We start from the raw sequence: 21,266 nt of genomic DNA, 5'->3' as shown, positions 1-21,266 counted from the left end.
GGGCTGTCCCGGCAGCCCCAGTTCACGGAATGAGTCCCAGGCGCCGGGCCGCGGACACGGCCTCGAGCCGGTTGTGGGCGGACAGCTTGGCCATGGCGTTCTGCAGGTAGCTCTTCACCGTCACCGCCTTCAGGCCCAGGCGGTCCGCCGTTTCCTGGTACGAACAGCCCAGGGCAAGCTGCGCCAGCACATCGAGTTCGCGGCGGGCCAGCCTGGCGGCCGGATGGATACCGTCTGCGGGGGGCGGAGCCAGATGGTTGCCGATCAGGTCCAGCTGCCGGGCCAGCTCGGGATCGGCGACTGTTCCGGCCAGCGACCGCAGCTGGGCGTGGGCTTCCCTGACGTGTTCCAGCCAGCTCCGGTCTCGGACCAGGGCGGGTTCGGCCCGGACCCCGTCGATGATTGACACGCGGCGGTCCACCTCGTCCCGGACGAGCAGTTCCGCCGCGATCTCCGCGGCCGAGTCCATGGCCTCCCGCAGGGCGTTTTCGCCCAGCGGCGCACGGTCCCGGCTAGCGATGTACAGCACCGCGCGTGCCTCGCCCCGGACAACCACCGGGACGGCCACCATCGAGGTAAGCCGCTCCCGGCTGACCGCCAGATCGTATTCATGCGTGATGCCCTCGGAGGCGATGTAGTCCGGCACAAGGAACGGCCGGCGCTGGGTGAACACCCGGCCGCCGAGTCCCGTCCCCGGTACCACCACCATCTGGTGCAGGCTGGATGTTGCGGTGCCGAGGAAATCGGTCAGCTGAAGCGAGTTGCCGCTGGCCAGGCCGGCGAACAGCACGGCGGGCCGGAACCTGCCGGACAGCAGGCGCAGCGAGGCGCGGAGCAGTTCCCGGTCGTCGGGGCGGGAATAGGCGTTTGGCTCCATGAGTCCTCTCCTGGTGCCGCGGAAGCCCGCCACCGCAGTGTGGCAGGCCGTCAGTCTCGTTGAGCTGCTGGCGTCCGGCGCTGAAGCTCGGTCGCTTCGGCCGGGCGAGCCGGGCGAGCCGGGCGCTGGCGTCCGGACGCCGAAGCTCAGCCGCTGAAGTCCCCGGCGTTGCGCCGGAAGGTCCCCAGGATTCCGATCAGCTGGTCGACGTCCTGCGCCGCGAAGCCGGACTGGCCAAAGACCTCCGAGTTCAGCACCGCCGTCGCCCTTTTAGCCAGCGTACGCCCCTCGGGGGTGAGCTCAATCAGCGTGGTGCGCCCGTCCGTAGGATGCGGGGAGCGGAGCACCAGCCCCGCCCCTTCAAGCCGGTCGACGGCGTTGGTCACCGAGGTGGGATGGACCTGCAAGAGCGCACTCGCCTTATTCATGGGCAGCGCACCGCCGCGGGCGAAGCTCAGCAGAGCCAGCAGCTCGTAGCGGGCAAACGTCAACCCGAACGGTTTCAGGACGCCTTCAATCCGGGCCAGCAGAATCTGCTGCGTCCGCATGATGGCGGTGATGGCAGCCATCGGCGCGGCGACGTCGGACCAGCCGTGCCGCTCCCAGTTCAGCCTCGCGTCGGCAATCGGATCACGCGGCAGCGGCGTAGGCACGGCACCCCCTGCTTGTTTCAGGCTTCATGAGGATCAGCCCAGCTTTTCCGGCTGCGGAACCGACGGGCTCTTCAGCGCCGGGAAGTCCGCTTCGGAGTATTCCGTGCCGAGGCCTGCCGGAACGGCCCCGCCGCCGTGGCGCAGTTCCTCGCTGTGGCGCAGTTCCACCCGCCGGATCTTGCCCGAGATGGTTTTGGGCAGTTCGGCGAATTCCAGCCGGCGGATCCGTTTGAACGGGGCCAGATGGTCGCGGCAGTACCGCAGGATGTCCTCGGCCAGTTCCGGGCCGGCCTGGTGCCCGGCGGCCAGGACCACAAAGGCCTTGGGCACTGAAAGCTTGAGCGGGTCGGGGGAGGGGACGACGGCGGCTTCCGCCACTGCCGGGTGCTCGATCAGCACACTTTCCAGCTCGAACGGGGACAGCCGGTAGTCGGAGGACTTGAAGACGTCGTCGCCGCGGCCCACGTAGGTGATGATGCCGCGCTCGTCCCGGCTCGCCATGTCGCCGGTGTGGTAGTAGCCGTCGCGGAAGGCGTCCGCGGTTTTTTCGGGGTCGCCGTAGTATGCCTTCATCAGCCCGACGGGGCGGGGATCGAGGCGCAGGCAGAGCTCGCCGTCGTCGCCCTCCGCACCGGTGGCCGGGTCCACCAGGACCACGTCGTAGCCCGGCAGAGGCATGCCCATCGCGCCGATCTTGACCGCCTGGCCGGGGGTGTTGGCAATCTGCACGGTGGACTCGGTCTGGCCGAAGCCGTCGCGGATGGTCTGGCCCCAGGCGCGCTGGACCTGGTCAATGACCTCGGCGTTGAGCGGCTCGCCGGCGGACACCACCTTGGTGGGCGGGCTCTTCAAGAGGGTCAGATCGGCTTGGATCAGCATCCGCCAGACCGTGGGCGGGGCGCAGAAGCTCGTGACCGATTCGCGGTCCATCTGTTCCATCAGGGCCTTGGCGTCGAAACGCTCGTAGTTGTAGATGAAGACGCAGGCCTCGGCGATCCACGGGGTGAAGACGTTGGACCAGGCGTGCTTGGCCCAGCCCGGCGAGGCCACATTGAGGTGCACATCGCCCGGTTCCATGCCGATCCAGAACATGGTGGACAGGTGTCCCACCGGGTAGGAGGTGTGCGTGTGCTCCACGAGCTTGGCTTTTGAGGTGGTCCCCGAGGTGAAGTAGAGCAGCAGGGTTTCGTCGGCCAGGGTCGGGGCGTCCGGGGTGAAGTCTTCGGCGGAGCCGGCGGACCCGGTGTACTGCAGGGCAGTGGTCTGACCTGCCGCGGTGCCAACGGCCTCGCCGTCGCCGACTTCGATCAGAGTGTAGTCGCCCGGGACCTCGGCAAACTTGGCGATATTCGCGCTTCCGACGGCGGCCCAGTTCGCTCCGCCGCGCTCCACCCGGTCCTTGAGGTCCGCCGGACCCATCAGTGTGGTGGTGGGGATCATGACGATGCCCAGTTTGATGCCGGCGAGCATAAGTTCCCAGAGTTCCACCTGGTTGCCCAGCATGATGATCATGCGGTCGCCCCGGCGGACGCCCTGGCCGCGCAGCCAGTTGGCCACCCGGGCGGAGCGGCGGGAGAGGTCCGAGTAGCTGCGCCGTGTGGCGGTCCCGTCCTGTTCGACGATCACAAGGGCCGGCCTGTCGGCCTTGGCCGGGTCCGCCGCGATCTGGTCGAACCAGTCCAGGGCGAAATTGAACTCGTCAAAGCGCGGCCATTCGAATTCGCTGCGGGCGGCGCCGTAGTCCTTGCGAAGGTCAAGCAGGCGGTCCCGTGCGGCGCGGAATTCCTCAGTAACAGTCATGGTGCACCTTTCGACGTCTGGTGGCGCAGCCGTTCCAGGCCCGGCGCCGTTGCCCGGGAATCATCAATTCGCTAGTGATCCCCATCACTGTGCAATATACTAGGACATCCAAGGGTTTGGAAGAGCCGACCAGGTTCCTGAGCGGACCATGACGAAGGGATACATGCCCGTGCAGCCACAAGGACGTGCCAGCGGACAAAGGGTCACTGAGGATGGAACAGCGGTTAAGCGTGCGGCGGAGCCGCCCTTCCCGGAAGCAGACCTGATGTACATCGTGGACCTGCTGCCCCCGGATGAACAGATCCGCTACCAGGAAATCAGAGACTTCCTCCAGTCCCGCATCCGTGCGGCCTCGATCGACTACTGGAACCGCGAGGAGTTCCCCTTCGGTCTGCTCGCCGAGCTGGGAAAGTACGGCCTTGGAGGACTGCAGACCGACGGCACCTCCAAGCTCTTCAAAGGCCTCATGTACGTCGAGGTGGCCCGGGCCGATGTGTCGCTCTCGGCCCTCGTGGGGATCCACAACGAGCTGATCGTGGGCATGATCGACCAGCTCGGCTCCGAGGAACAGAAGGCGCGGTGGCTGCCGGGGCTCACCGCCTTCACCCAGATCGGCGCTTTCGCCCTCACGGAGCCGGACCACGGCTCGGACATCGCCGGCGGCCTGGCCACCACTGCCCGGCTGGACGACGGCGAATGGGTCATCAACGGCGCCAAGCGCTGGATCGGTGCCGGCACCATCGCGGACTTCGCCCTGGTCTGGGCGCGGGACGTCGCGGACCAGCAGATCAAGGGCTTCATCGTGGAGACGGACCGGCCCGGCTACCGGGCCACGAAGATCGCGAACAAGATCGGGCTGCGCATCATGCAGAATGCGGATATCGTGCTCGACGAGGTCCGCATCCCGGAATCCAACCTGCTCCCCGGTGCCACCGACTTTTCCAAGGCCAACGAGCTGCTCCGTGATTCGCGCGCCTGGGTGGGCTGGCAGGCCGCCGGCATCCAGCTGGCGGCGTTCGACGTCGCGCGTGCCTACTCGCTGGAGCGCAAGCAGTTCGGCAGGGAACTGGCGCGCTTCCAGCTGATCCAGCAGCAGCTGGCCGAGATCCTGGGCAACGCCTCTGCCTCGCTGTCGCTGATGGCGCAGCTGGCCAGGGTCCAGGAAGACGGCAAGCTGGAGATGGTCCAGGCCGCGATGGCCAAGTCCACCACCACCCGGCTGGCCCGGGCATCCGTGGCGATGGGGCGCTCGCTTCTGGGCGGCAACGGCATCAGCAGCGACTACGAGATGGGCAAACTCTTCGGCGACGCCGAAATCCTTTACACCTATGAGGGAAGCTACGAGATCAACTCGCTGATCGTGGCCCGGGCCGTGACCGGGAAGTCCGCGTTCGTCTAGGCGCACGGAGGCGCCGGCCGGGGTTCTATCCGGGCCGGCACCTCAGCGCCATGCTTGTACTCCGGGCGTGTACTCAGGGTTCAATCGATCGGCGTGACGTACGCGCCGGAAATCCCGCCGTCAACCAGGAAGGTAGAGGCGGTGATGAACGAGGCGTCGTCGCTGGCCAGGAACGTCACGGCCGCAGCCAGTTCCTCGGGTTCCGCGAAGCGGCCCAGCGGCACATGGACCAGCCGGCGGGCCGCCTTTTCCGGATCCTTGGCAAACAGTTCCTTGAGTAACGGGGTGTTCACCGGGCCGGGGCACAGGGCATTGACCCGGATGCCCTGCCGGGCGAATTCGACGCCGAGTTCCCGGCTCATGGAAAGCACTCCGCCCTTGGATGCGCTGTAGGAAATCTGCGACGTCGCTGCGCCCATGACTGCCACGAACGAGGCGGTGTTGATGATGGAGCCCTTCCCTTGTTCCTGCATGTAGGGGATGGCGTACTTGCAGCAGTAGTACACCGAGGTCAGGTTCACGTCCTGGACCCTGCGCCAGGCATCGATGCCGGTGTCCAGGATGGAGCCGTCGTTGGCGGGGGAGATCCCGGCGTTGTTGAAGGCGATGTCAACACGGCCGTAGGTTTCCTTGGTCTGGGCGTAGAGGTTCCGGACGTCCTCTTCCCTCGTGACATCGACCTTGACGAAGAGGCCGCCCACCTCGGTGGCCGCGGCGAGTCCCGACGTGGGCTCGATGTCGGCGATGACGACGTTGGCGCCTTCCGCGGCCATCCGGCGGGCGGTGGCCAGCCCGATGCCGCTGGCGCCACCGGTGATGACTGCGCTGCGGCCGGCGAGGCGGTTGGATACTACTGACTGCATGGAAACTCCTTAAGGTACGGCGGTAAAAGCCGGGGGATTGTCTAGGCCAGGGACGGCGTGGAAATAAAGACGTTCTTGGTTTCGGTGAAGGAATCCAGGGCATCTGGCCCGAGTTCACGCCCCAGTCCGGACTGCTTGAAGCCGCCGAAGGGCGTGGAGTACCGGACGGACGAGTGCGAGTTGACGGAAAGGTTTCCGGCCTCAACGCCCCTGGCTACGCGCAGCGCCCGGTCCACGCCGGAGGTCCAGATGGACCCGGAGAGCCCGTACTCGGTGTTGTTCGCAATCCGGATCGCATCGGCCTCGTCGGTGAACGGCACCACGGCCACCACCGGGCCGAAGATTTCTTCCGTGAACGACGGCGAGTCCAGATCCGGGGTCAGTACCGTGGGCGGGAACCAGAACCCGGCCCCCGCCGGAGCCTGCCCCTGGAAGGCGATGGGGGCGTTGTCCGGGACAAAACCGGCGACTGTCCGGCGCTGCTGGGCCGAGATCAGCGGTCCCATAGACGTGGCTTCATCCGACGGGTCCCCGACCGTGAGTGCTTTGACGGCGGGCTCGAGCAGCTCCATGAAACGGTCGTAGACGTTGCGCTGGACCAGGATGCGCGAGCGCGAGCAACAGTCCTGCCCGGCATTGTCGAACGCGCCGCCGGGCGCGGCGGCGGCGGCGAGTTCCAGATCGGCGTCGTCGAACACGATATTCGCGCTCTTGCCGCCGAGTTCCAGCGTCACCCGCTTAACCTGCTCCGCGCAGCCGGCCATGATTTTCTTGCCGACGCCGGTGGACCCGGTGAAGACCACCTTCCGGACGGCGGGGTGGGTCACGAAGCGTTCGCCCACTACCGAGCCCTTGCCGGGTACCACCTGGAAGACACCCTCCGGGATGCCGGCCTCACGGGACAGCTCAGCCAGGCGGATCGCTGTCAAGGGCGTCAGCTCGGCGGGTTTGAGCACCACCGTGTTGCCGGCGGCCAGGGCCGGGGCGAAGCCCCACGCGGCGATCGGCATGGGGAAATTCCAGGGAACAATGACCCCCACGACGCCGAGGGGCTCGTGGAAGGTGATGTTGACGCCTCCCGCCACCGGGATCTGCTTGCCGAAGTGACGCTCCGGCGCAGCGGAGTAGTAGGTGAGCACATCGCGGACGTTGCCCGCTTCCCAGCGGGCGTTGCCGATGGTGTGGCCGGCGTTGATGACTTCGAGCCGGGCCAGGTTCTCAAGGTCGGTGTCAACCGCCGCGGCAAAGCGCCGCAGCAGCAGTGAGCGGTCTGCGGGTGCGACGGCCCGCCAGGACTCGAAAGCGCCGGCCGCGCGGGCGATCGCATCGTCGACTTCGGCCAGCCCGGCCAGTGTGACCGTCTCGATGACTTCCTCTGTGGAGGGGTTGATGACGTCAAAGGTGGTTGCTGTCATGTCGTGGACATCTCTTTTCGGTTGGCGCGGTAACTGCCGGCGGCCTCTACGAAGCCGCGGAACAGCCGCAGGTCTGCCGGGTTTTGTTCCGGATGGAATTGCACGCCCAGGACCCAGCCGGAGCCGCCGGCAGCTTCCAGGGCCTGGACGGTCCCATCGGCGGAGGACGCGGTGACGCGCAACGCCGGCGGGACGGTGTCCATGCCTTGGTGGTGGTAGCAGGGTGCCACCGCCGCATCCCCCAGCAGCGACTGGATCAGGCTGCCGGGCGCGGTGGTGAAGGCGGCCTCACCAAACACCCCCGGCGCGGGCTGATAGTTCGCGGCCGGGTTGATGTCCGGGATGTGCTGGTTCAGGCTGCCGTTGAGGGCAACATTCAGGATCTGGGCCCCGCGGCAGATCGCAAACAGCGGGAGCCCGCGCTCGATCGCCGCGCGCGTCAGAATCGTGTCGTGTTCATCCCGCAACGGTTGCGGCACGGTCCTGGGGTGCGCGGCGGCCCCGTAGCGCGTGGGATCCACGTCGGGCCCGCCAACGACGATCAGTCCGTCCATGATGTCCAGGACGGTTTCGTCCGTGCCCAGCGGCGGCAGCAGGATCGGTGTGCCGCCTGCTGCCACCACAGCCTCGACGTAGGTGCCGGGGAGGATGGCGGCCGGGGCGTTCCAGACTCCCCACACGGCGTCCTGGTAGTAGCTGGTCAGTGCTATTCGAGGCCTGTAGCGCTCAGAGGCGTTCAAAGCCACGAACGCGCTCCCAGTCGGTGATGGCGCTCTCATAGGCCTTGATCTCGATGCCGGCGGAGTGGACGTAGTGGTCCACCACGGCATCGCCGAACGCCTTCCGGGCGATGACGCTCTCAGCCAGCAGGTCGCGGGAGTCGCGCAGGTTCGTCGGCAGGCGGTCGGCGTCGGAGGCGTACGCGCTGCCCTGCATAACGGGGCCCAACGGAAGGCGGTTTTCCAGCCCATGGATCGCTGCGGCGATCAGCGCAGCCGCGGCCAGATACGGGTTGAGGTCTCCGCCGCCGACGCGCATTTCGGTGCGCAGGCCCCGTCCGTGGCCCACCACCCGCAGGGCGCAGCTGCGGTTGTCCATGCCCCAGGCAATGGCGGTCGGGGCGAAGCTGCCATCGACAAACCGTTTGTACGAGTTGACGTTCGGGGCGAGGAAATAGGTGAGTTCCTTCAGGGCATCCAGCTGGCCGGCCATGAAGTGCTCCATCGCCGGGCTGAATCCGTGCTCACCGTCGCCGGGCAGCACAGGATTGCCGTCGAGGTCCGTCAGGCTGAAATGGATGTGGCAGGAGTTTCCTTCGCGGGCATCGTACTTGGCCATAAAGCTGATGCTCTTGCCGTGCTGGTCCGCGATTTCCTTGGCACCGTTCTTGTAAAAGGTGTGCTTGTCGCAGGCTTTGAGGGCCTCATCGAAGCGGAAGGTGATCTCCTGCTGGCCCAGGTTGCATTCGCCTTTTGACGATTCGACCACCAGGCCGGCCGCTTCCATGTTGGTGCGGATGGATCGGATCACCGGTTCCAGCCGGGCGGTTGCGAGCAGCGAATAGTCAACGTTGTACTGGGTGGAAGCCTCGAGTCCGTGGTAGTTCTTCTGCCATGCCTGACGGTAGGAGTCGTCGAACATCAGGAATTCAAGCTCGGTTCCCATGAAGGCGCGGTAACCGAGTTTTTCGAGCCGTTCCACCTGGGCGCGCAGGATCTGCCGCGGTGAGGCAACGACCGGGGATTTGTCCGCCCACATCACGTCGCAGAGGACCAGGGCGGTTCCCGCCTGCCACGGCACCCGGCGCAGGGTCGAGACATCCGGCAGCATCATCATGTCTCCGTAGCCGGTCTCCCAGGAGGACATGGCGTAACCGTCGATGGTGTTCATCTCGACGTCGACGGCCAGGAGATAGTTGCAGCCTTCGGCGCCGTGCTCGAGGACGTCTTCGAGGAACGAACGCGCGCCGCAGCGCTTGCCCTGGAGGCGGCCCAGGGAGTCAGTAATGGCCACGACGACGGTGTCGATGGCGCCGGAGGCGACATCCGCCTGCAGCTCAGCAAGGGTGAGCTGGGCGTTCCGGTCGTTCTCTTGTGATTGTTCAGTCATGGTTGCTCCGCAACGTCGTTTGCAAATGGGGTGATGGTGGTCGGGGACAGCTACTTATTCAGCTCGGCTTCTGCCAGCGCCAGCCGGGCGAATTCCTCATCCGGGGAACCGGCGACGATCCGGTGGCGGCTGTAGAACCAGTAGTAGGCGATTGCGGCGGCGAAGATGGCCGCTGTGATGGAGGCTGCGTAGACGTCCACTACGAACGTGGCGACGACGGCGACGGCGGACAGGGCGAGGGCCACCGAGGTGGTGGCGATGCCGCCCGGTGTGCGGTAGCCGCGCTCCAGCTCAGGTTCCTTAATCCGCAGCACGATGTGGGACAGGTTCAGCAGGACGTAGGACACCGTGGCGCCGAAAACGGCGATGTTGATCAGCAGGGCGCCGTCCTGGGTGATGGCCGCGAGCAGGAACCCGATGGTGCCGGGAACGATCAGGGCCCAGTAGGGGGTGCGGCGGGTGCCGGTGAGCGAAAGCCATTTGGGCAGGTAGCCGGCGCGGGAGAGGGCGAAAAGCTGCCGCGAGTAGGCGTAGATGATGGAGAAGAAGCTGGCTACAAGCCCCGCCAGTCCCGCGTAGTTAATGAAGTCGGCCAGAAAGGTATTTCCGCCGTAGGCGATCCTGATTGCTTCGGGCAGCGGGTTGTCTGAGGTGCTCATGGCCTGGGACCCTGCCGCGCCGGGAACCAGGACAAGCATCAGGGCGCCGAAGACCACCAGGATCACGACGGCGACGATAATGCCCCGCGGCATGTCCCGTTTCGGGTCCGCCGATTCTTCTGCGGCCAGCGGGACGCCTTCAACGGCGAGGAAAAACCAGATGCCGTAGACGAGGGCGGCCAGGATTCCACCGACGCCCATGGGCAGGAACGCGCTGGAACCGGCGGAGCCGTCAGGCACGATGTCGAAAAGCTTGGCCGGGTCGAACTTCGGCAGCAGTCCGATGACAGCGGCGATCAAGGCAACAACGGCAACCGCTGTAATCGCGAACATGATCTTAAGCGCTTCACCGACCCCACGAAGGTGGATGGCGATGAAGAGGACGTAGGTGGCCAGATAGACCGGCCACGAATTGGTCAGGCCAAAGAGCCCCAGTGCCTCTATGTAGCCGCCGATAAAGGTGGCGATGGCGGCCGGAGCGACGGCGTATTCGATCAGTACGGCAATGCCGGTGGCGAACCCGCCCAGGGGCCCCAGAGCCCGTCGGGCAAAGGCGTATCCGGCCCCGGCGGTGGGCAGGGTGGAGGAGAGTTCCGCGAGGCCGAACACCATGCAGGTGTACATGACGCCCATGAGGATAAACGCGATCAGAAGTCCGCCCCATCCGCCTTGGGCGAGACCGAGATTCCAGCCGGCGAAATCACCGGATATGACGTACGCGACTCCCAGTCCGGCGAGTAGTATCCAACCGGCGGCGCCGCGCTTAAGTTTGCGCCGTTGAAGGTACTCTGATTCGGTCCCGGCGGCCGGACTTGTCACGCCGGCGCCATCATCTGCTGATTTCATGCGGTTCCCTTGGTATAGGACTGTCATCCAGATTTAAAGGACTGTTATCAGTCCAAGAACACATCTCCCAGTGTGGTGTTATGGATCACATCCGTCAAGGATTCCTGGTAAATCCAACGGAAATTGCGTTTGGCCGGAGAATCATTGGTTCGAGACGCCCGCTTTTTTGCGGCCTAAACGTATGCTTACTGAACGTATAAGCTCGCAGACTCTGGGAGTTGGCCTTGACTGATTTCGCGTTACAACAGCCCTACTCGATGCTGCGGCCCGTCCGCAGTGGAAACGCCTTCGAGGAAACAATCGAGCACATTCTGCAGACGATCAAGCTCGGCATCTTTGCTCCGGCCGACAAACTGCCGCCGGAGCGCGAGCTGGCCGAGCATCTGGGCGTGTCCCGGGCGACCCTCCGGGAAGCACTGGGGGAATTGCAGGCTGCGGGATACCTGGTGGTGAGGCGAGGCCGGTATGGGGGCACGTACGTGTCCGAAACCCAGGTGCGCCCAGAGCGTCGGGGGACCCGGCCACTGGATCGTGCCGAGGTCCACGACGTGCTGATATTCCGTGGAGTGATCGAGCCGGCGGCGAGCGCCCTGGCGGCCGGATCAAACTTATCGGCCGCCGCCCGGGGTCACCTGCGCAACTGCCTGACCGATGTGGCAGTCGCCACCGAAGCCAGCTACCGGCCGCGGGATGCCCGGTTCCATATCGCGATCGCCGAACTGGCGGGTTCGCCGAGCCTCGTGGGGGCGGTGGCAGAGACCCGGTCCAGGCTCAACGCCTTGCTCGACAGGATCCCGTTCCTTGGCACCAACCTGGAGCACTCCAACGAGCAGCACGCGCGGATCGCGGACGCAATCCTGCGCGGCGATTCCACGGCCGCCGAGCGGGCCACACTTGAGCATCTGGAAGGAACGGCTGCCCTGCTGCGCGGGTTCCTCTCGTGACGTCCTCCGCCGCACGGGCGCTGCGGTACCCGCGGCCCGGGCCGTGACCGGGAAGCCCGCCCTCGGCTAAGCTCTGCGGTCCCCGCGGGCTTGGGTGGCCGCGGCCCCGTAGCGCATGCTGCGGTTGCGTCCGGCGTGTTTGGAGGCATAGAGGGCGTGGTCGGCGCAGGCCAGCAACGCATGGCTTCCGGCCTCCTGCAGCTCGCACACCCCGGCGGACAAGGTGATGGTCCCGACGCCGTCGAACGGCCTGGAGGCTACCGCCAGACGGGCCCGCTCGGCTGCCTGGAGCGCCTCTTCGCTGCTGCTGCCGGGCAGGAGCCAGACGAATTCCTCGCCACCGAAGCGGGCAACGATCTCGCCCTGCCGTGTGACTTCACCGAGCCGGCCCGCGACCTCCGCCAGCACCTTGTCCCCGGTCAGATGGCCGAAGGAGTCGTTAACCATCTTGAAATTGTCAATGTCGAGGACGACGGCGCTAAGCTGGCTGCCGCGCGCGGTCGCCAGCTCGGTCTCGTAGGCGAGCCGTTGCTCCAGGACCCGGCGGTTGGGCAGACCGCTCAGGACGTCGGTGCTGGCCAGGAGTTCAAGACTGGCACGGGCTTCGGCGTTGCCGATTGCGATTTCCACGAGTTCAGCGAACTGGGCGAGCTGATCGAGGACCGCCTGTGTGAGGTTGGTCTCCGACTTCGAGGTCAGGGCCAGGGCGCCCCAGAGCGAGCCGGACACCCGGATGGGGGCGGCCGCCGAGGACCGGAAACCGGACGCCAGCATTTGCTCGGCCGCCAGTCCGCCGCCCGCGACGTAGACCGCCAGGGCAGGCTTGCCCGTCATGGCCACCCGCACAGTCGCCGGGGCATCCGCTGCTGAAAACACATGACGGCGACTCAGGGCCGAAGGGAGCGCGGGCGCCATGGCCACGATGTCAGCCGACCACGGCCCGGTGAAGCGGGTAACCGCCGCCGAATCGACGTCGAAGATGGAGCGCACGACGGCGGCAACCTGATCGGCTATGTCCTCCGGCGCCGCGTTGCGGGCCACTGCCGTGGAGATCTCGTGCAGGCCGGCCCATGTCTTTTCCTGTCGACGGCGCTCTGTCACGTCGACCGCCACCACCATCCCTACGGTTTCACCGTCGGACTGGACCGGGCGGGCCGTCAGCAGGAACGTTCGATCGCCGATCCGGCGCTGCCACGAGACCTCCTGGCCCGCCAGTGCGGCGCGGTAACGTGGTTCAAGCTCGTCCGCCAGTCCGCCCTTCAGGGCGTCGTGGATCAGCCGGCCTTCCATCTCGTCGCTGCGGTACCCGAACTTCACCAGCTCCTGTCCCTCCGCGATGAGGTACCGGAGGTCCGAGTCGAAGAGCAGGACAAAGACGCCGGGGACGCTGCGCGCGAGCGCCCGGTACCGGTCCATGTCGCGTTGCTGGCGCCGTTCGGCGACAACCCGCTCGGTGATGTCCGTGACAAGCGCGAAGAACCCCCGGATTTCGCCGTCCTGACGGTCCGGCACGTAGGAGGCCTGGGTATACCGCGTCTTTCCGGCGCCATCCACGAGGGTACGGTCGAAGAGCTGAGGCTCTCCTTCAAGCACCTTGGCGATGGACCCCTGGTTTGCCGCGAAAAGCTCCTCGCCGAGCAGCTCGCGGATATGGACGCCGTGCATCTGGTCCGGATCGACGTTGAACCATGCTCCGTAGGCGTCGTTGGCGAGGCAGTTGCGCAAATCCTTGTCCCAGTAGCCCACCATGGCAGGGATGCCGTTGAGTACAGCCCGCATCTGGGCGGGGAACTGTGGCATTAGGTCCGAAGCTGCATTCTCGCTGGTGGAGGAACCGTGAGACGTCATTTCCCTAGTATCCACGCCCGCTGTACCGCTCGGAAACCGTCGAGGCCGATGGCCTGGCGAGTTGCTCCTAGCGGAACGCGGAGATGCCCGTGATGTGCTGACCGAGGATGAGGGTGTGGACCTCGTCCGTGCCCTCGTAGGTCCGTACGGATTCGAGGTTGTTGGCGTGCCTCAGCGGCGAATAGTCGAGGGTGATGCCGTTGCCGCCCAGGATTGTGCGGGCTTCGCGGCAGATCGCTATGGCCTCGCGGACGTTGTTCAGCTTCCCCACCGAGACCTGGACCGGCTCCAAGGCCCCGGCATCCTTCAGCCGCCCGGTATGGATGGCCAGCAGGGTTCCTTTCTGGATCTCCAGGAGCATGTTGACCAGCTTCTCCTGGGTCAGCTGGTAACCGGCCAGGGGGTTGCCGAACTGCAGGCGCTCTTTGGCGTACGCCAGGGCGGCCTCGTAGGAGTCCCGGGCGGCGCCCATCGCGCCCCAGATGATCCCGTAGCGGGCCTCGTTGAGGCAGGAAAACGGGCCGCTGAGCCCCCGCGCTCCGGGGAGCAGCGCCGTGCCCGGCAGGCGGACGTCCTCAAGGGCGATGTCGCACTGGATGGAAGCCCGCATGGACAGCTTGGACCCGATGGGCGTCGCGGTGAACCCCGGCGCGTCCGTCGGCACGATGAACCCGCGGATACCGTCGCTGGTGTTGGCCCAGATAATCGCAATCTGGGCCACGGACGCCAAACCGATCCAGCGCTTTGCGCCATTGATTATCCAGCCGCCGCCGCCGTCCGGCGCCGCAAAGGTCGCCATGCTGGCCGGGTCCGAACCGGCAGTGGGCTCGGTCAGCCCGAAGCAGCCAATCGTTTCACCCCGTGCCATCGCGGGCAGGTGCTCGACTTTCTGCTCCTCGGATCCCCACCTGTGGATCGCGGTCATGGCCAGGGAGCCCTGCACACTGACGAACGTCCGGATTCCGGAATCCCCTGCCTCCAGCTCCATGGCGGCGAGGCCGTACTCGACGGCGCTCCTGCCGGGGCAGCCGTAGCCCGCCAGATGCATCCCGAGCACCCCGAGCCTGCCCAGCTCGGGCACCAGCTCAAGCGGGAAATGTGCCTGCTCGTACCAGGCGCTGATGTTGGGCCGGATCCGCTCCGACACGAAAGCGCGGACGTTGGCGCGCAACTCAAGTTCCTCTGCGGTCAGCAGGCTGTCCAGGCTGAGAACGTCATCGTTCACACGGGTGGCTTCGGTTACGGTCACAGGTTCAACTCCAGGCAGGTAAATGAGCGGCAATCCCCCGTGAATCCGGCACGGGCCGGCGGGTACTGACCACTGTGCCAGCCGGATTGAGCCGGAGCCAATACCAAATGCTGCACCCGTCGATACCTCCGACGCATCAATCCGGTGGGGAGTCCGGCGACGGGAGGACGGCTTCGGAGAGGAGCAGAACCCGGCGCAGCGCCGGGCTGGTGTTGTCCTTGCGCCAGACCAGGCGCAGCTGGATGGCGTCGGCGGGATCATCCAGCGGCAGGAAAACGACTCCCGGATGGCTGAAGTTCGCCGGCACCGAAGACACCGTCAATGCAACCCCGATGTCGGCGGCAACCAGAGCCATCAGCGTCTGGGAATCCGGCGCCACCTGCACGATATCCGGGGCGTAGCCGGCGGCGTTGGAAAGCCGGCGAAGGTAGTCGTGCAGAATGGCGCCCGGATGCTCGGGCAGCGTGACAAAAGGCTGCCCGGCCAGATCGGCCATCATCAGCGACTCGCGCCCGCTCAGGGGGTGGGCCTCGTGCAGGGCCACCACAAGCCGCTCATTCGCCACAGTTCGGGAGTCCAGGGCCGCCGGGATGAAGTTCCAGCGGCCCAGTCCCACTTCCATGGCGCCCCGCATGACCCGGTCCATGGCCGGCAGGGCAAAGTTCGAGCTGGAGAGCTGGAACTCGATGCCCGGATGTGTCTCCCGGACCCGTTTGGCCAGCTTACCGACCATGACGTGGGAGGAAACCCCGGCGAAAGCCACCCGCACCCGCCCGGTCTCGCCCTTGCCCACTGAGGCCACGGCGAGGGTCGATCGGCGGCAGGCCGCCAGGATCTCCCGCGCCGGTATCAGCAGTGCCTCGCCCTCAGCCGTCAGCTGGACCGATCGGGTGCTCCGGACAAAGAGGGGTGCCTTGAGCTCGTGCTCCAGCCGTTGGATGGCCCGGCTCAGCGGCGGCTGGGCCATGTGGAGTTTTTCTGCTGCCCGGCCGAAATGCAGCTCATCGGCGACCGCAAGAAAGGCCCGGATCTGTTGGATTTCCATGCCGGGTTCAGTCCCGGCCCAGGTAAACGACGATGTTCATCTGCCCAAGATACCGAACAATCCGCCACCGTATTGATGCCCCTGCGGTATGAATACGGCACCAAATGCGTATTGGACGCGGATCAATCCGCTTGCAAAGGTGGGTGATGCAGACCACACACCGGAGGAACTACATGAAACAACCGAACTCTGACACTGCCGCCGGAGCGGGCCGCGGTCCTACCCCGGACGCTGTCAAACCGGCCGCCGAGGCCCTCGGCCGCTCAGCGTCCGGGCCGCTGGCCGGCGTCGTGATTGCGGATTTCAGCCGGGTGCTCGCCGGCCCCTATGCCACCATGCTGCTGGCTGACATGGGGGCCACAGTGATCAAAGTCGAGGGCCCCGACGGAGACGACACCCGCAGCTACATGCCACCGGTCCGCGACGGGGAGGCCACGTTCTTCCTGGCAGTGAACCGGAACAAGCACTCGATCGCACTGGACCTCAAGGACCCGGAGGGCCTTGACGTGGCCCGGTCCCTCGTGCGCGCTGCGGACGTCATGATCGAAAATTTCAAGCCGGGAAACATGGAACGCCTGGGCTTGGACTACGCCGCCGCCGCGGAGTTGAAGCCGGACATCATCTATGCCTCCATCACCGGGTTCGGCACCGGCGCCGGCGCGCACATCCCGGGCTATGACCTGCTGGTCCAGGCAGCCTCCGGCATGATGAGCCTGACCGGGGGCCCGGACACGGAACCCTACCGGGCCGGCATCGCGTTGTTCGACGTCATCACGGGACTGCACGCTGCCATCGGCATCCTGGGGGCGCTTCACCATAAGACCCGCACCGGCGAGGGACAGCTGGTGGAACTCAATCTGCTGACCTCGGCCCTTTCCGGCATGGTCAACCAGTCCGCGGCATATGTCACCGGCGGCGTGGTGCCTGCCCGGATGGGCAACGAACATCCCAGCATGTACCCCTATGCGCCGATGCAGACGGGTGATGGCATGATCATCATCGCGACGGGCAATGATGCCCAGTTTGTCCGGCTCTGCGTGGCACTGGCCATCCCCGAAGTCGCCGCGGACCCGAAGTTCGCCAAGACCCTGCAGCGGAACGCGCATCGGGACGAACTACGGGAGATCCTCCACGCCAGGCTGGCCACGCAGTCCGCCGCGCAGTGGTTCTCGCAGCTCTCCGACGCCGGCCTGCCGTGCGCCCCGATCCAGGATGTGCGCGGCGGTGTCGACTTTGCCGAGCGGCTGGGACTGCAGCCCGTGGTGCTGGCTGGCAGCGGGACGCGGACGATTCCCACGGTCCGGCACCCCGTGGAGTACTCCCGCACCCCCGTCGACTACCGGCTCGCGCCGCCGGAATTGAACGAAAGCTCGGAGCTGGTCCGCGACTGGCTGCTCCGGCAGAAAACCCTGGCCCATGCCTGAGCCGTACCGGGCGCGGATCTCCCCGCGCTGGTCGGACCAGGACCTCAACGGCCACGTGAACCACGCCGCCGTCGTAACGCTGCTTGAGGAGTCCCGGATCCAATGGCGGGCTACCATGCCGGGCCGCGGGACTGCAGCGGTGACTCCAACCGTGGTGGCCGCCCTTGAACTGAACTACCGGCGCCCCGTGGTCCACGGCCAGGACCTGACGGTGGAACTGACGGTCAGCCGGATCGGCACAAGTTCCTACACCTTGGAGTGCATGGCTACCCAGGGCGGCGCTGTTGCCGTGGACGGCCGGACCGTGCTGGTTTCGGTCTGGCCGGAGACCGGCATAGCGAGGCCGCTAGCGGAGCAGGAGCGCCGCTGGCTCGCCCAGTTCCAGCCCAGGCAAGACCGCACCGAAGCACCCGAACCGCAGATTTCCGACCCCACCCCCATGGAGCTGACCCGATGACAACCGACCCGATGAGAACCGAACCGGCCGAACACGGCACCGACTTCTACCTGATGGACGATTTCCTCACCGCCGAGGACCGCGCCCTGCGGCTGAAGGTCCGAAGTTTCGTGGACAAGGACCTGCTTCCGGTCATCAACGGCTATTGGGAACGGGCAGAGTTCCCGTTCGAGCTGATCCCCAAGCTCGCGGGCCTCGGCATCGTGGGCAGCACCATCAAAGGCTACGGCTGCCCCGGGCTGAGCCGGCTCGCTGCCGGGATCGTCGCGGCCGAAGTTTCCCGCGGCGACGGCTCCGTCAACACCTTCCTCGGCGTCCAGTCCGGCCTGGCCATGGGCACCATCAACATGCTGGGCAGCGATGAGCAAAAAGAACGCTGGCTTCCCTCGATGGCCACCCTCGACAAAATCGGTGCCTTTGCCCTGACCGAGCCGGAGCACGGCTCCGACTCGGTGGCGCTGGAGACCAGCGCCCGCCGGGAGGGCGACAGCTACATCATTAACGGCCGCAAGCGGTGGATCGGCAACGCCAGCATGGCCGACGTCGTCATCATGTTCGCCCGCGACGAACAGGACGCCAAAGTCAAGGCCTTTGTTATGGAGCGCAATGCTGACGGCAGCTACCCGGACGGTTACTCCACCGACGTCATCACCGGCAAGATCGGCAAACGGGCAATCCTCCAGCCGGACATCACCCTGGAAGACCTCCGGGTGCCGGCGGACAACAGGCTCACCGGCTGCCACTCCTTCAAGGACGTCACCCGCGTCCTGACCGCCACCCGCAGCGGTGCGGCATGGGAATCCCTCGGCCACGCCATGGCAGCCTATGAGATCGCGGTGGACTACGCGAAGACCCGGCAGCAGTTCGGCAAACCGATCGGTAGTTTCCAGCTCGTGCAGAACAAGCTAGCCAACATGCTCTCGGAGCTGACGGCCATGCAGCTGATCTGCTTCCGGCTTGCGGTCCTGGCCGAGGACGGGCGCATGAGCGGGCCCATGGCCTCGCTGGCCAAGATGCATACAGCCCAGAAAGCCCGGTGGATCTGTTCCGAGGCGCGGGACATGCTCGGCGGCAACGGCGTGCTGCTGGAGCATCACGTCGCCCGGCACATGACCGACATGGAGGTGGTCTCCACCTACGAGGGCACCGACTCCATCCAGTCCCTGCTCGTCGGACGGGAGATCACCGGTCTCTCCGCCTTCAGCTAAATCCGCAACCCCACGCAAGCAAAGGAAACACCATGAGCAATTTCACGAACCGGGTGGCAGCAGTCACCGGCGGCGCGCAGGGCATCGGCGCGGCCACCGCGCTGAAGCTGGCCGCCGGGGGCGCCGCCGTCGTCGTCCTGGACCTCAACGAGGACCGCGCGAAGGACACGGCGCAACAGATCTCCGCTGATCCGCAGGTGCTCACGGCCGGCGGCCGGGCCGTCGCGGCCGTCTGCGATGTCACCGACGAAGCCACCGTGGACAGGGTCTTCGCGGAGGTCCACCGGGAGTTCGGCCGGCTCGACATCCTCGTCAACAACGCCGGCATCACCCGCGACAACCTGTTCTTCAAAATGGAGCGCCCGGACTGGGAATCGGTTCTCACCACAAACCTGACCAGCGCCTACCTCTGTTCCCGGGCGGCGCAGCGGTACATGGTCCCGGCCGGGTACGGAAGAATTGTCTCGCTCAGCAGCCGCAGCGCCCTCGGCAACCGCGGCCAGGCGAACTACGCCGCTGCGAAGGCCGGCATCCAGGGCCTGACGGCTACCCTCGCTATTGAGCTGGGCCCGTTCAACATCACCGTCAACGCGGTGGCCCCCGGCTACATCGCCACGGCCATGACTGCCGCGACAGCCGAGCGGGTCGGCAGCAGCGCCGCCGAACACCAGTCGGCGGTCGCCGCCCGGACACCGCTGGGCCGGGTTGGCCAGCCCGAGGAAGTGGCCGCCGCCGTGGCGTTCTTCGCCAGCGACGATGCTTCCTATGTTTCCGGCCAGACGCTCTACCTCAACGGCGGGGCGCGCTGATGACGGAGGCATTCCTCGTCGGCGGTGTCCGCACGCCCGTGGGCCGGTACGGCGGGGCGCTCGCCACGGTCCGGCCCGACGACCTGGCCGCGCTGGTGCTGCAGGCCGTGGTGGCCCGGGCGGGCATCGACCCTGACGGCATCGACGAGGTCATCCTGGGCTGCGTCAACCAGGCCGGGGAGGACAACCGCAATGTTGCGCGGATGGCGGTGCTGCTGGCCGGACTGCCCGACGCCGTCCCCGCCGTCACGGTCAACCGGCTCTGCGCCTCCGGCCTGACCGCCATCAGCATGGCGGCGCAGTCCATCCGCAACGGCGACGCCGACCTGGTGGTGGCCGGCGGCGTCGAGTCCATGTCGCGGGCACCCTGGGTGATGGCCAGGCCGGAGAAGCCGTTTGCCCGGCCGGGTGAACCGGCGGACACCTCGATCGGTGCGCGGTTCGTTAATTCGCGGATGCATGCCAACGCCCGGTTCTCGATGCCGGAGACGGCCGAGGAAGTGGCCGGGCGCGAGGGCATCTCCCGAGCCGATGCGGACAGCTTCGCTTTGCGCTCGCACAGCCGGGCGCTGGCGGCGATCGACGCGGGCCGGTTCCGGGGCGAGATCGTCCCCGTTCCCGTGGCCGGCCGTCACGGCGCAGTGTCGCTGGTGGACACCGACGAGGGGCCCCGGCGCGGCTCCACCCCGGAGGCGCTTGAGGCCCTGCGGCCGATCGTACGTCCCGGCGGCGTCATCACCGCGGGCAACTCCAGTTCCCTCAACGACGGTGCTTCTGCCGTGGTGGTGGCCAGCGGCGAGGCTGTTGCCCGCTGGGGCCTGACGCCGCGGGCGCGCATCGTCACCAGCCAGGCGGCCGGGGTTGCCCCGGAGGTTATGGGCATCGGCCCGGTGCCGGCGACGCGCAAGGCGCTGGCGAAGGCCGGCTGGAGCATGGACGGCCTGGGCGCTGTTGAACTCAACGAAGCGTTCGCCGCGCAGTCGCTGGCCTGTATGCGGCTGCTGGGGCTGGACCCGGGAATCGTCAACAACGACGGCGGTGCGATCGCCCTGGGGCATCCGCTGGGATCCTCCGGATCCCGGATCGTTGTGACGTTGCTGGGACGGATGGAACGCGAAAACGCCGCCCGCGGCCTGGCCACGATGTGTGTGGGCCTGGGCCAGGGCGTCGCGATGCTGCTGGAGAGGGTCTGATGAGGCTGTTCGAAAATGTTGCCGAGCTAGAGTGCCTGACGGGGCAGGAAATTGGGGTGAGCGGCTGGCACCGGCTGGAGCAATCCCAGATCCAGGCGTTCGCTGACGCCACCCTGGACCAGCAGTGGATCCACACCGATCCGGAGCGGGCCGCCGACGGTCCTTACGGCACCACCGTGGCCCACGGCTACCTGAGCCTGGCGATGCTGCCGTACCTGGCCGGACAGGTTTACCGGGTCCGGGGTGCGGCAGTGATCATCAACTATGGGCTGGACAAGGTCAGGTTCCCGGCGCCGGCCAGGGTTGGTTCCCGCATCCGGGACCGGCTGACGCTGACCTCGGTGACCGGGACGGTCAATGGTCGCCAGCTGAGGGTCCTGCACCGGATCGAGTTGGAGGGCTCCGAGAAGCCGGCCTGCATCGCCGAGACCGTGTCCCTCGTGAGGATCTGAGGAACGGCAGCAGGAT

Annotated in this window: 20 protein-coding genes; 9 read left to right on the top strand and 11 right to left on the bottom strand. The window is 66.6% G+C overall.

Going from position 1 to position 21,266, the window contains the following annotated elements; all coding sequences use genetic code 11:
- Positions 1-22: 22 nt before the first annotated feature.
- Positions 23-877 carry a LuxR C-terminal-related transcriptional regulator gene (locus tag RCH07_RS02210; protein ID WP_326965833.1) on the bottom strand — a complete coding sequence of 285 codons (855 nt, stop codon included), beginning with the start codon at positions 875-877 and terminating at the stop codon, positions 23-25.
- Between RCH07_RS02210 and RCH07_RS02205 the strand changes: the two genes are divergently transcribed.
- Entirely contained in the window at positions 876-1,034 is a 159-nt protein-coding gene (locus tag RCH07_RS02205) for a hypothetical protein (RefSeq protein ID WP_326965832.1), read from the top strand. The two genes, RCH07_RS02210 and RCH07_RS02205, sit on opposite strands and share 2 nt — an antisense overlap.
- Here the strand turns inward: RCH07_RS02205 and RCH07_RS02200 are convergent.
- Positions 1,024-1,530, bottom strand: coding sequence for a MarR family winged helix-turn-helix transcriptional regulator (locus tag RCH07_RS02200; protein WP_326965831.1), 507 nt, complete (start codon positions 1,528-1,530; stop codon positions 1,024-1,026). The two genes, RCH07_RS02205 and RCH07_RS02200, sit on opposite strands and share 11 nt — an antisense overlap.
- 33 nt (positions 1,531-1,563) lie before the next feature.
- Complete coding sequence (locus RCH07_RS02195) at positions 1,564-3,330, bottom strand: AMP-binding protein (RefSeq protein WP_326965830.1); 1,767 nt, start codon at positions 3,328-3,330, stop codon at positions 1,564-1,566.
- Positions 3,331-3,595: 265 nt separating this feature from the next.
- Between RCH07_RS02195 and RCH07_RS02190 the strand changes: the two genes are divergently transcribed.
- A complete protein-coding gene (locus RCH07_RS02190) occupies positions 3,596-4,729 on the top strand; it encodes an acyl-CoA dehydrogenase family protein (protein WP_326965932.1) in 1,134 nt (377 codons plus the stop codon).
- An 80-nt stretch (positions 4,730-4,809) separates the two neighbouring features.
- Here the strand turns inward: RCH07_RS02190 and RCH07_RS02185 are convergent, their stop codons facing one another.
- Genes RCH07_RS02185 through eat form a run of 5 tightly spaced genes read right to left on the bottom strand, consistent with a single transcriptional unit; the run spans position 4,810 to position 10,621 of the window.
- Positions 4,810-5,592: a 3-oxoacyl-ACP reductase gene (locus RCH07_RS02185; protein WP_326965829.1), complete on the bottom strand. Its 783-nt coding sequence runs from the start codon at positions 5,590-5,592 to the stop codon at positions 4,810-4,812.
- A gap of 41 nt (positions 5,593-5,633) precedes the next feature.
- The gene (locus RCH07_RS02180; RefSeq protein ID WP_326965828.1) at positions 5,634-7,007 is read right to left on the bottom strand and encodes an aldehyde dehydrogenase family protein; all 1,374 of its coding nucleotides are present in this window, start codon (positions 7,005-7,007) and stop codon (positions 5,634-5,636) included.
- Positions 7,004-7,753, bottom strand: a complete 750-nt coding sequence (locus RCH07_RS02175; RefSeq protein WP_326965827.1) for a gamma-glutamyl-gamma-aminobutyrate hydrolase family protein — start codon at positions 7,751-7,753, stop codon at positions 7,004-7,006. The genes RCH07_RS02180 and RCH07_RS02175 overlap by 4 nt, the downstream gene beginning before the upstream one ends.
- On the bottom strand, positions 7,734-9,116 hold the full coding sequence (locus RCH07_RS02170; protein WP_326965826.1) for a glutamine synthetase family protein: 1,383 nt from the start codon (positions 9,114-9,116) through the stop codon (positions 7,734-7,736). The genes RCH07_RS02175 and RCH07_RS02170 overlap by 20 nt, the downstream gene beginning before the upstream one ends.
- Positions 9,117-9,166: 50 nt before the next feature.
- Positions 9,167-10,621: an ethanolamine permease gene (gene eat, locus RCH07_RS02165; protein WP_326965825.1), complete on the bottom strand. Its 1,455-nt coding sequence runs from the start codon at positions 10,619-10,621 to the stop codon at positions 9,167-9,169.
- Positions 10,622-10,845: 224 nt separating this feature from the next.
- On the opposite strand from eat, the gene RCH07_RS02160 reads away from it, so the two are divergent.
- Positions 10,846-11,565, top strand: a complete 720-nt coding sequence (locus tag RCH07_RS02160; RefSeq protein ID WP_326965824.1) for a FadR/GntR family transcriptional regulator — start codon at positions 10,846-10,848, stop codon at positions 11,563-11,565.
- A gap of 66 nt (positions 11,566-11,631) precedes the next feature.
- Here the strand turns inward: RCH07_RS02160 and RCH07_RS02155 are convergent, their stop codons facing one another.
- The 3 genes from RCH07_RS02155 to RCH07_RS02145 form a co-directional block, all read right to left on the bottom strand.
- Positions 11,632-13,413, bottom strand: coding sequence for a sensor domain-containing diguanylate cyclase (locus RCH07_RS02155; RefSeq protein WP_326965823.1), 1,782 nt, complete (start codon positions 13,411-13,413; stop codon positions 11,632-11,634).
- A gap of 67 nt (positions 13,414-13,480) precedes the next feature.
- Positions 13,481-14,662 carry an acyl-CoA dehydrogenase family protein gene (locus RCH07_RS02150; protein ID WP_326965822.1) on the bottom strand — a complete coding sequence of 394 codons (1,182 nt, stop codon included), beginning with the start codon at positions 14,660-14,662 and terminating at the stop codon, positions 13,481-13,483.
- Positions 14,663-14,798: 136 nt separating this feature from the next.
- Positions 14,799-15,707 (bottom strand): LysR substrate-binding domain-containing protein, encoded by a 909-nt coding sequence (locus RCH07_RS02145; protein ID WP_326965821.1) that lies wholly within the window; start codon positions 15,705-15,707, stop codon positions 14,799-14,801.
- Positions 15,708-15,880: 173 nt separating this feature from the next.
- On the opposite strand from RCH07_RS02145, the gene RCH07_RS02140 reads away from it, so the two are divergent.
- From RCH07_RS02140 to RCH07_RS02115, 6 genes are read left to right on the top strand one after another with little or no spacing between them, the layout of a single operon-like run.
- Positions 15,881-17,131, top strand: coding sequence for a CaiB/BaiF CoA transferase family protein (locus RCH07_RS02140; protein WP_326965820.1), 1,251 nt, complete (start codon positions 15,881-15,883; stop codon positions 17,129-17,131).
- Positions 17,124-17,588 carry an acyl-CoA thioesterase gene (locus RCH07_RS02135; RefSeq protein WP_326965819.1) on the top strand — a complete coding sequence of 155 codons (465 nt, stop codon included), beginning with the start codon at positions 17,124-17,126 and terminating at the stop codon, positions 17,586-17,588. Before RCH07_RS02140 ends, RCH07_RS02135 begins: the two co-directional genes overlap by 8 nt.
- Positions 17,585-18,796: an acyl-CoA dehydrogenase family protein gene (locus RCH07_RS02130; protein ID WP_326965818.1), complete on the top strand. Its 1,212-nt coding sequence runs from the start codon at positions 17,585-17,587 to the stop codon at positions 18,794-18,796. Before RCH07_RS02135 ends, RCH07_RS02130 begins: the two co-directional genes overlap by 4 nt.
- A 32-nt stretch (positions 18,797-18,828) precedes the next feature.
- Positions 18,829-19,605: a 3-oxoacyl-ACP reductase FabG gene (fabG, locus tag RCH07_RS02125; RefSeq protein WP_326965817.1), complete on the top strand. Its 777-nt coding sequence runs from the start codon at positions 18,829-18,831 to the stop codon at positions 19,603-19,605.
- Entirely contained in the window at positions 19,605-20,798 is a 1,194-nt protein-coding gene (locus RCH07_RS02120; protein ID WP_326965816.1) for a thiolase family protein, read from the top strand. Before fabG ends, RCH07_RS02120 begins: the two co-directional genes overlap by 1 nt.
- Positions 20,798-21,250 carry a MaoC family dehydratase gene (locus RCH07_RS02115; RefSeq protein ID WP_326965815.1) on the top strand — a complete coding sequence of 151 codons (453 nt, stop codon included), beginning with the start codon at positions 20,798-20,800 and terminating at the stop codon, positions 21,248-21,250. Before RCH07_RS02120 ends, RCH07_RS02115 begins: the two co-directional genes overlap by 1 nt.
- Positions 21,251-21,266: the final 16 nt, after the last annotated feature.

The organism is Arthrobacter sp. CG_A4 (assembly GCF_035985125.1).
Taxonomy (GTDB): Bacteria; Actinomycetota; Actinomycetes; order Actinomycetales; family Micrococcaceae; genus Arthrobacter.
The sequence above is the reverse complement of the archived record's forward strand: the minus strand, read 5'-3'. Positions and strand labels throughout refer to the sequence as shown.

Bases quoted from the DNA above. Each gene is read 5' to 3' on its own strand.
- RCH07_RS02205 (WP_326965832.1), top strand. From the start codon at position 876: ATGAGTCCTCTCCTGGTGCCGCGGAAGCCCGCCACCGCAGTGTGGCAG.
- RCH07_RS02210 (WP_326965833.1), bottom strand. From the start codon at position 877: ATGGAGCCAAACGCCTATTCCCGCCCCGACGACCGGGAACTGCTCCGC.
- RCH07_RS02195 (WP_326965830.1), bottom strand. From the start codon at position 3,330: ATGACTGTTACTGAGGAATTCCGCGCCGCACGGGACCGCCTGCTTGAC.
- RCH07_RS02190 (WP_326965932.1), top strand. From the start codon at position 3,596: ATGTACATCGTGGACCTGCTGCCCCCGGATGAACAGATCCGCTACCAG.
- RCH07_RS02185 (WP_326965829.1), bottom strand. From the start codon at position 5,592: ATGCAGTCAGTAGTATCCAACCGCCTCGCCGGCCGCAGCGCAGTCATC.
- RCH07_RS02180 (WP_326965828.1), bottom strand. From the start codon at position 7,007: ATGACAGCAACCACCTTTGACGTCATCAACCCCTCCACAGAGGAAGTC.
- RCH07_RS02170 (WP_326965826.1), bottom strand. From the start codon at position 9,116: ATGACTGAACAATCACAAGAGAACGACCGGAACGCCCAGCTCACCCTT.
- eat (WP_326965825.1), bottom strand. From the start codon at position 10,621: ATGAAATCAGCAGATGATGGCGCCGGCGTGACAAGTCCGGCCGCCGGG.
- RCH07_RS02155 (WP_326965823.1), bottom strand. From the start codon at position 13,413: ATGACGTCTCACGGTTCCTCCACCAGCGAGAATGCAGCTTCGGACCTA.
- RCH07_RS02145 (WP_326965821.1), bottom strand. From the start codon at position 15,707: ATGGAAATCCAACAGATCCGGGCCTTTCTTGCGGTCGCCGATGAGCTG.
- RCH07_RS02140 (WP_326965820.1), top strand. From the start codon at position 15,881: ATGAAACAACCGAACTCTGACACTGCCGCCGGAGCGGGCCGCGGTCCT.
- RCH07_RS02135 (WP_326965819.1), top strand. From the start codon at position 17,124: ATGCCTGAGCCGTACCGGGCGCGGATCTCCCCGCGCTGGTCGGACCAG.
- RCH07_RS02130 (WP_326965818.1), top strand. From the start codon at position 17,585: ATGACAACCGACCCGATGAGAACCGAACCGGCCGAACACGGCACCGAC.
- fabG (WP_326965817.1), top strand. From the start codon at position 18,829: ATGAGCAATTTCACGAACCGGGTGGCAGCAGTCACCGGCGGCGCGCAG.
- RCH07_RS02120 (WP_326965816.1), top strand. From the start codon at position 19,605: ATGACGGAGGCATTCCTCGTCGGCGGTGTCCGCACGCCCGTGGGCCGG.
- RCH07_RS02115 (WP_326965815.1), top strand. From the start codon at position 20,798: ATGAGGCTGTTCGAAAATGTTGCCGAGCTAGAGTGCCTGACGGGGCAG.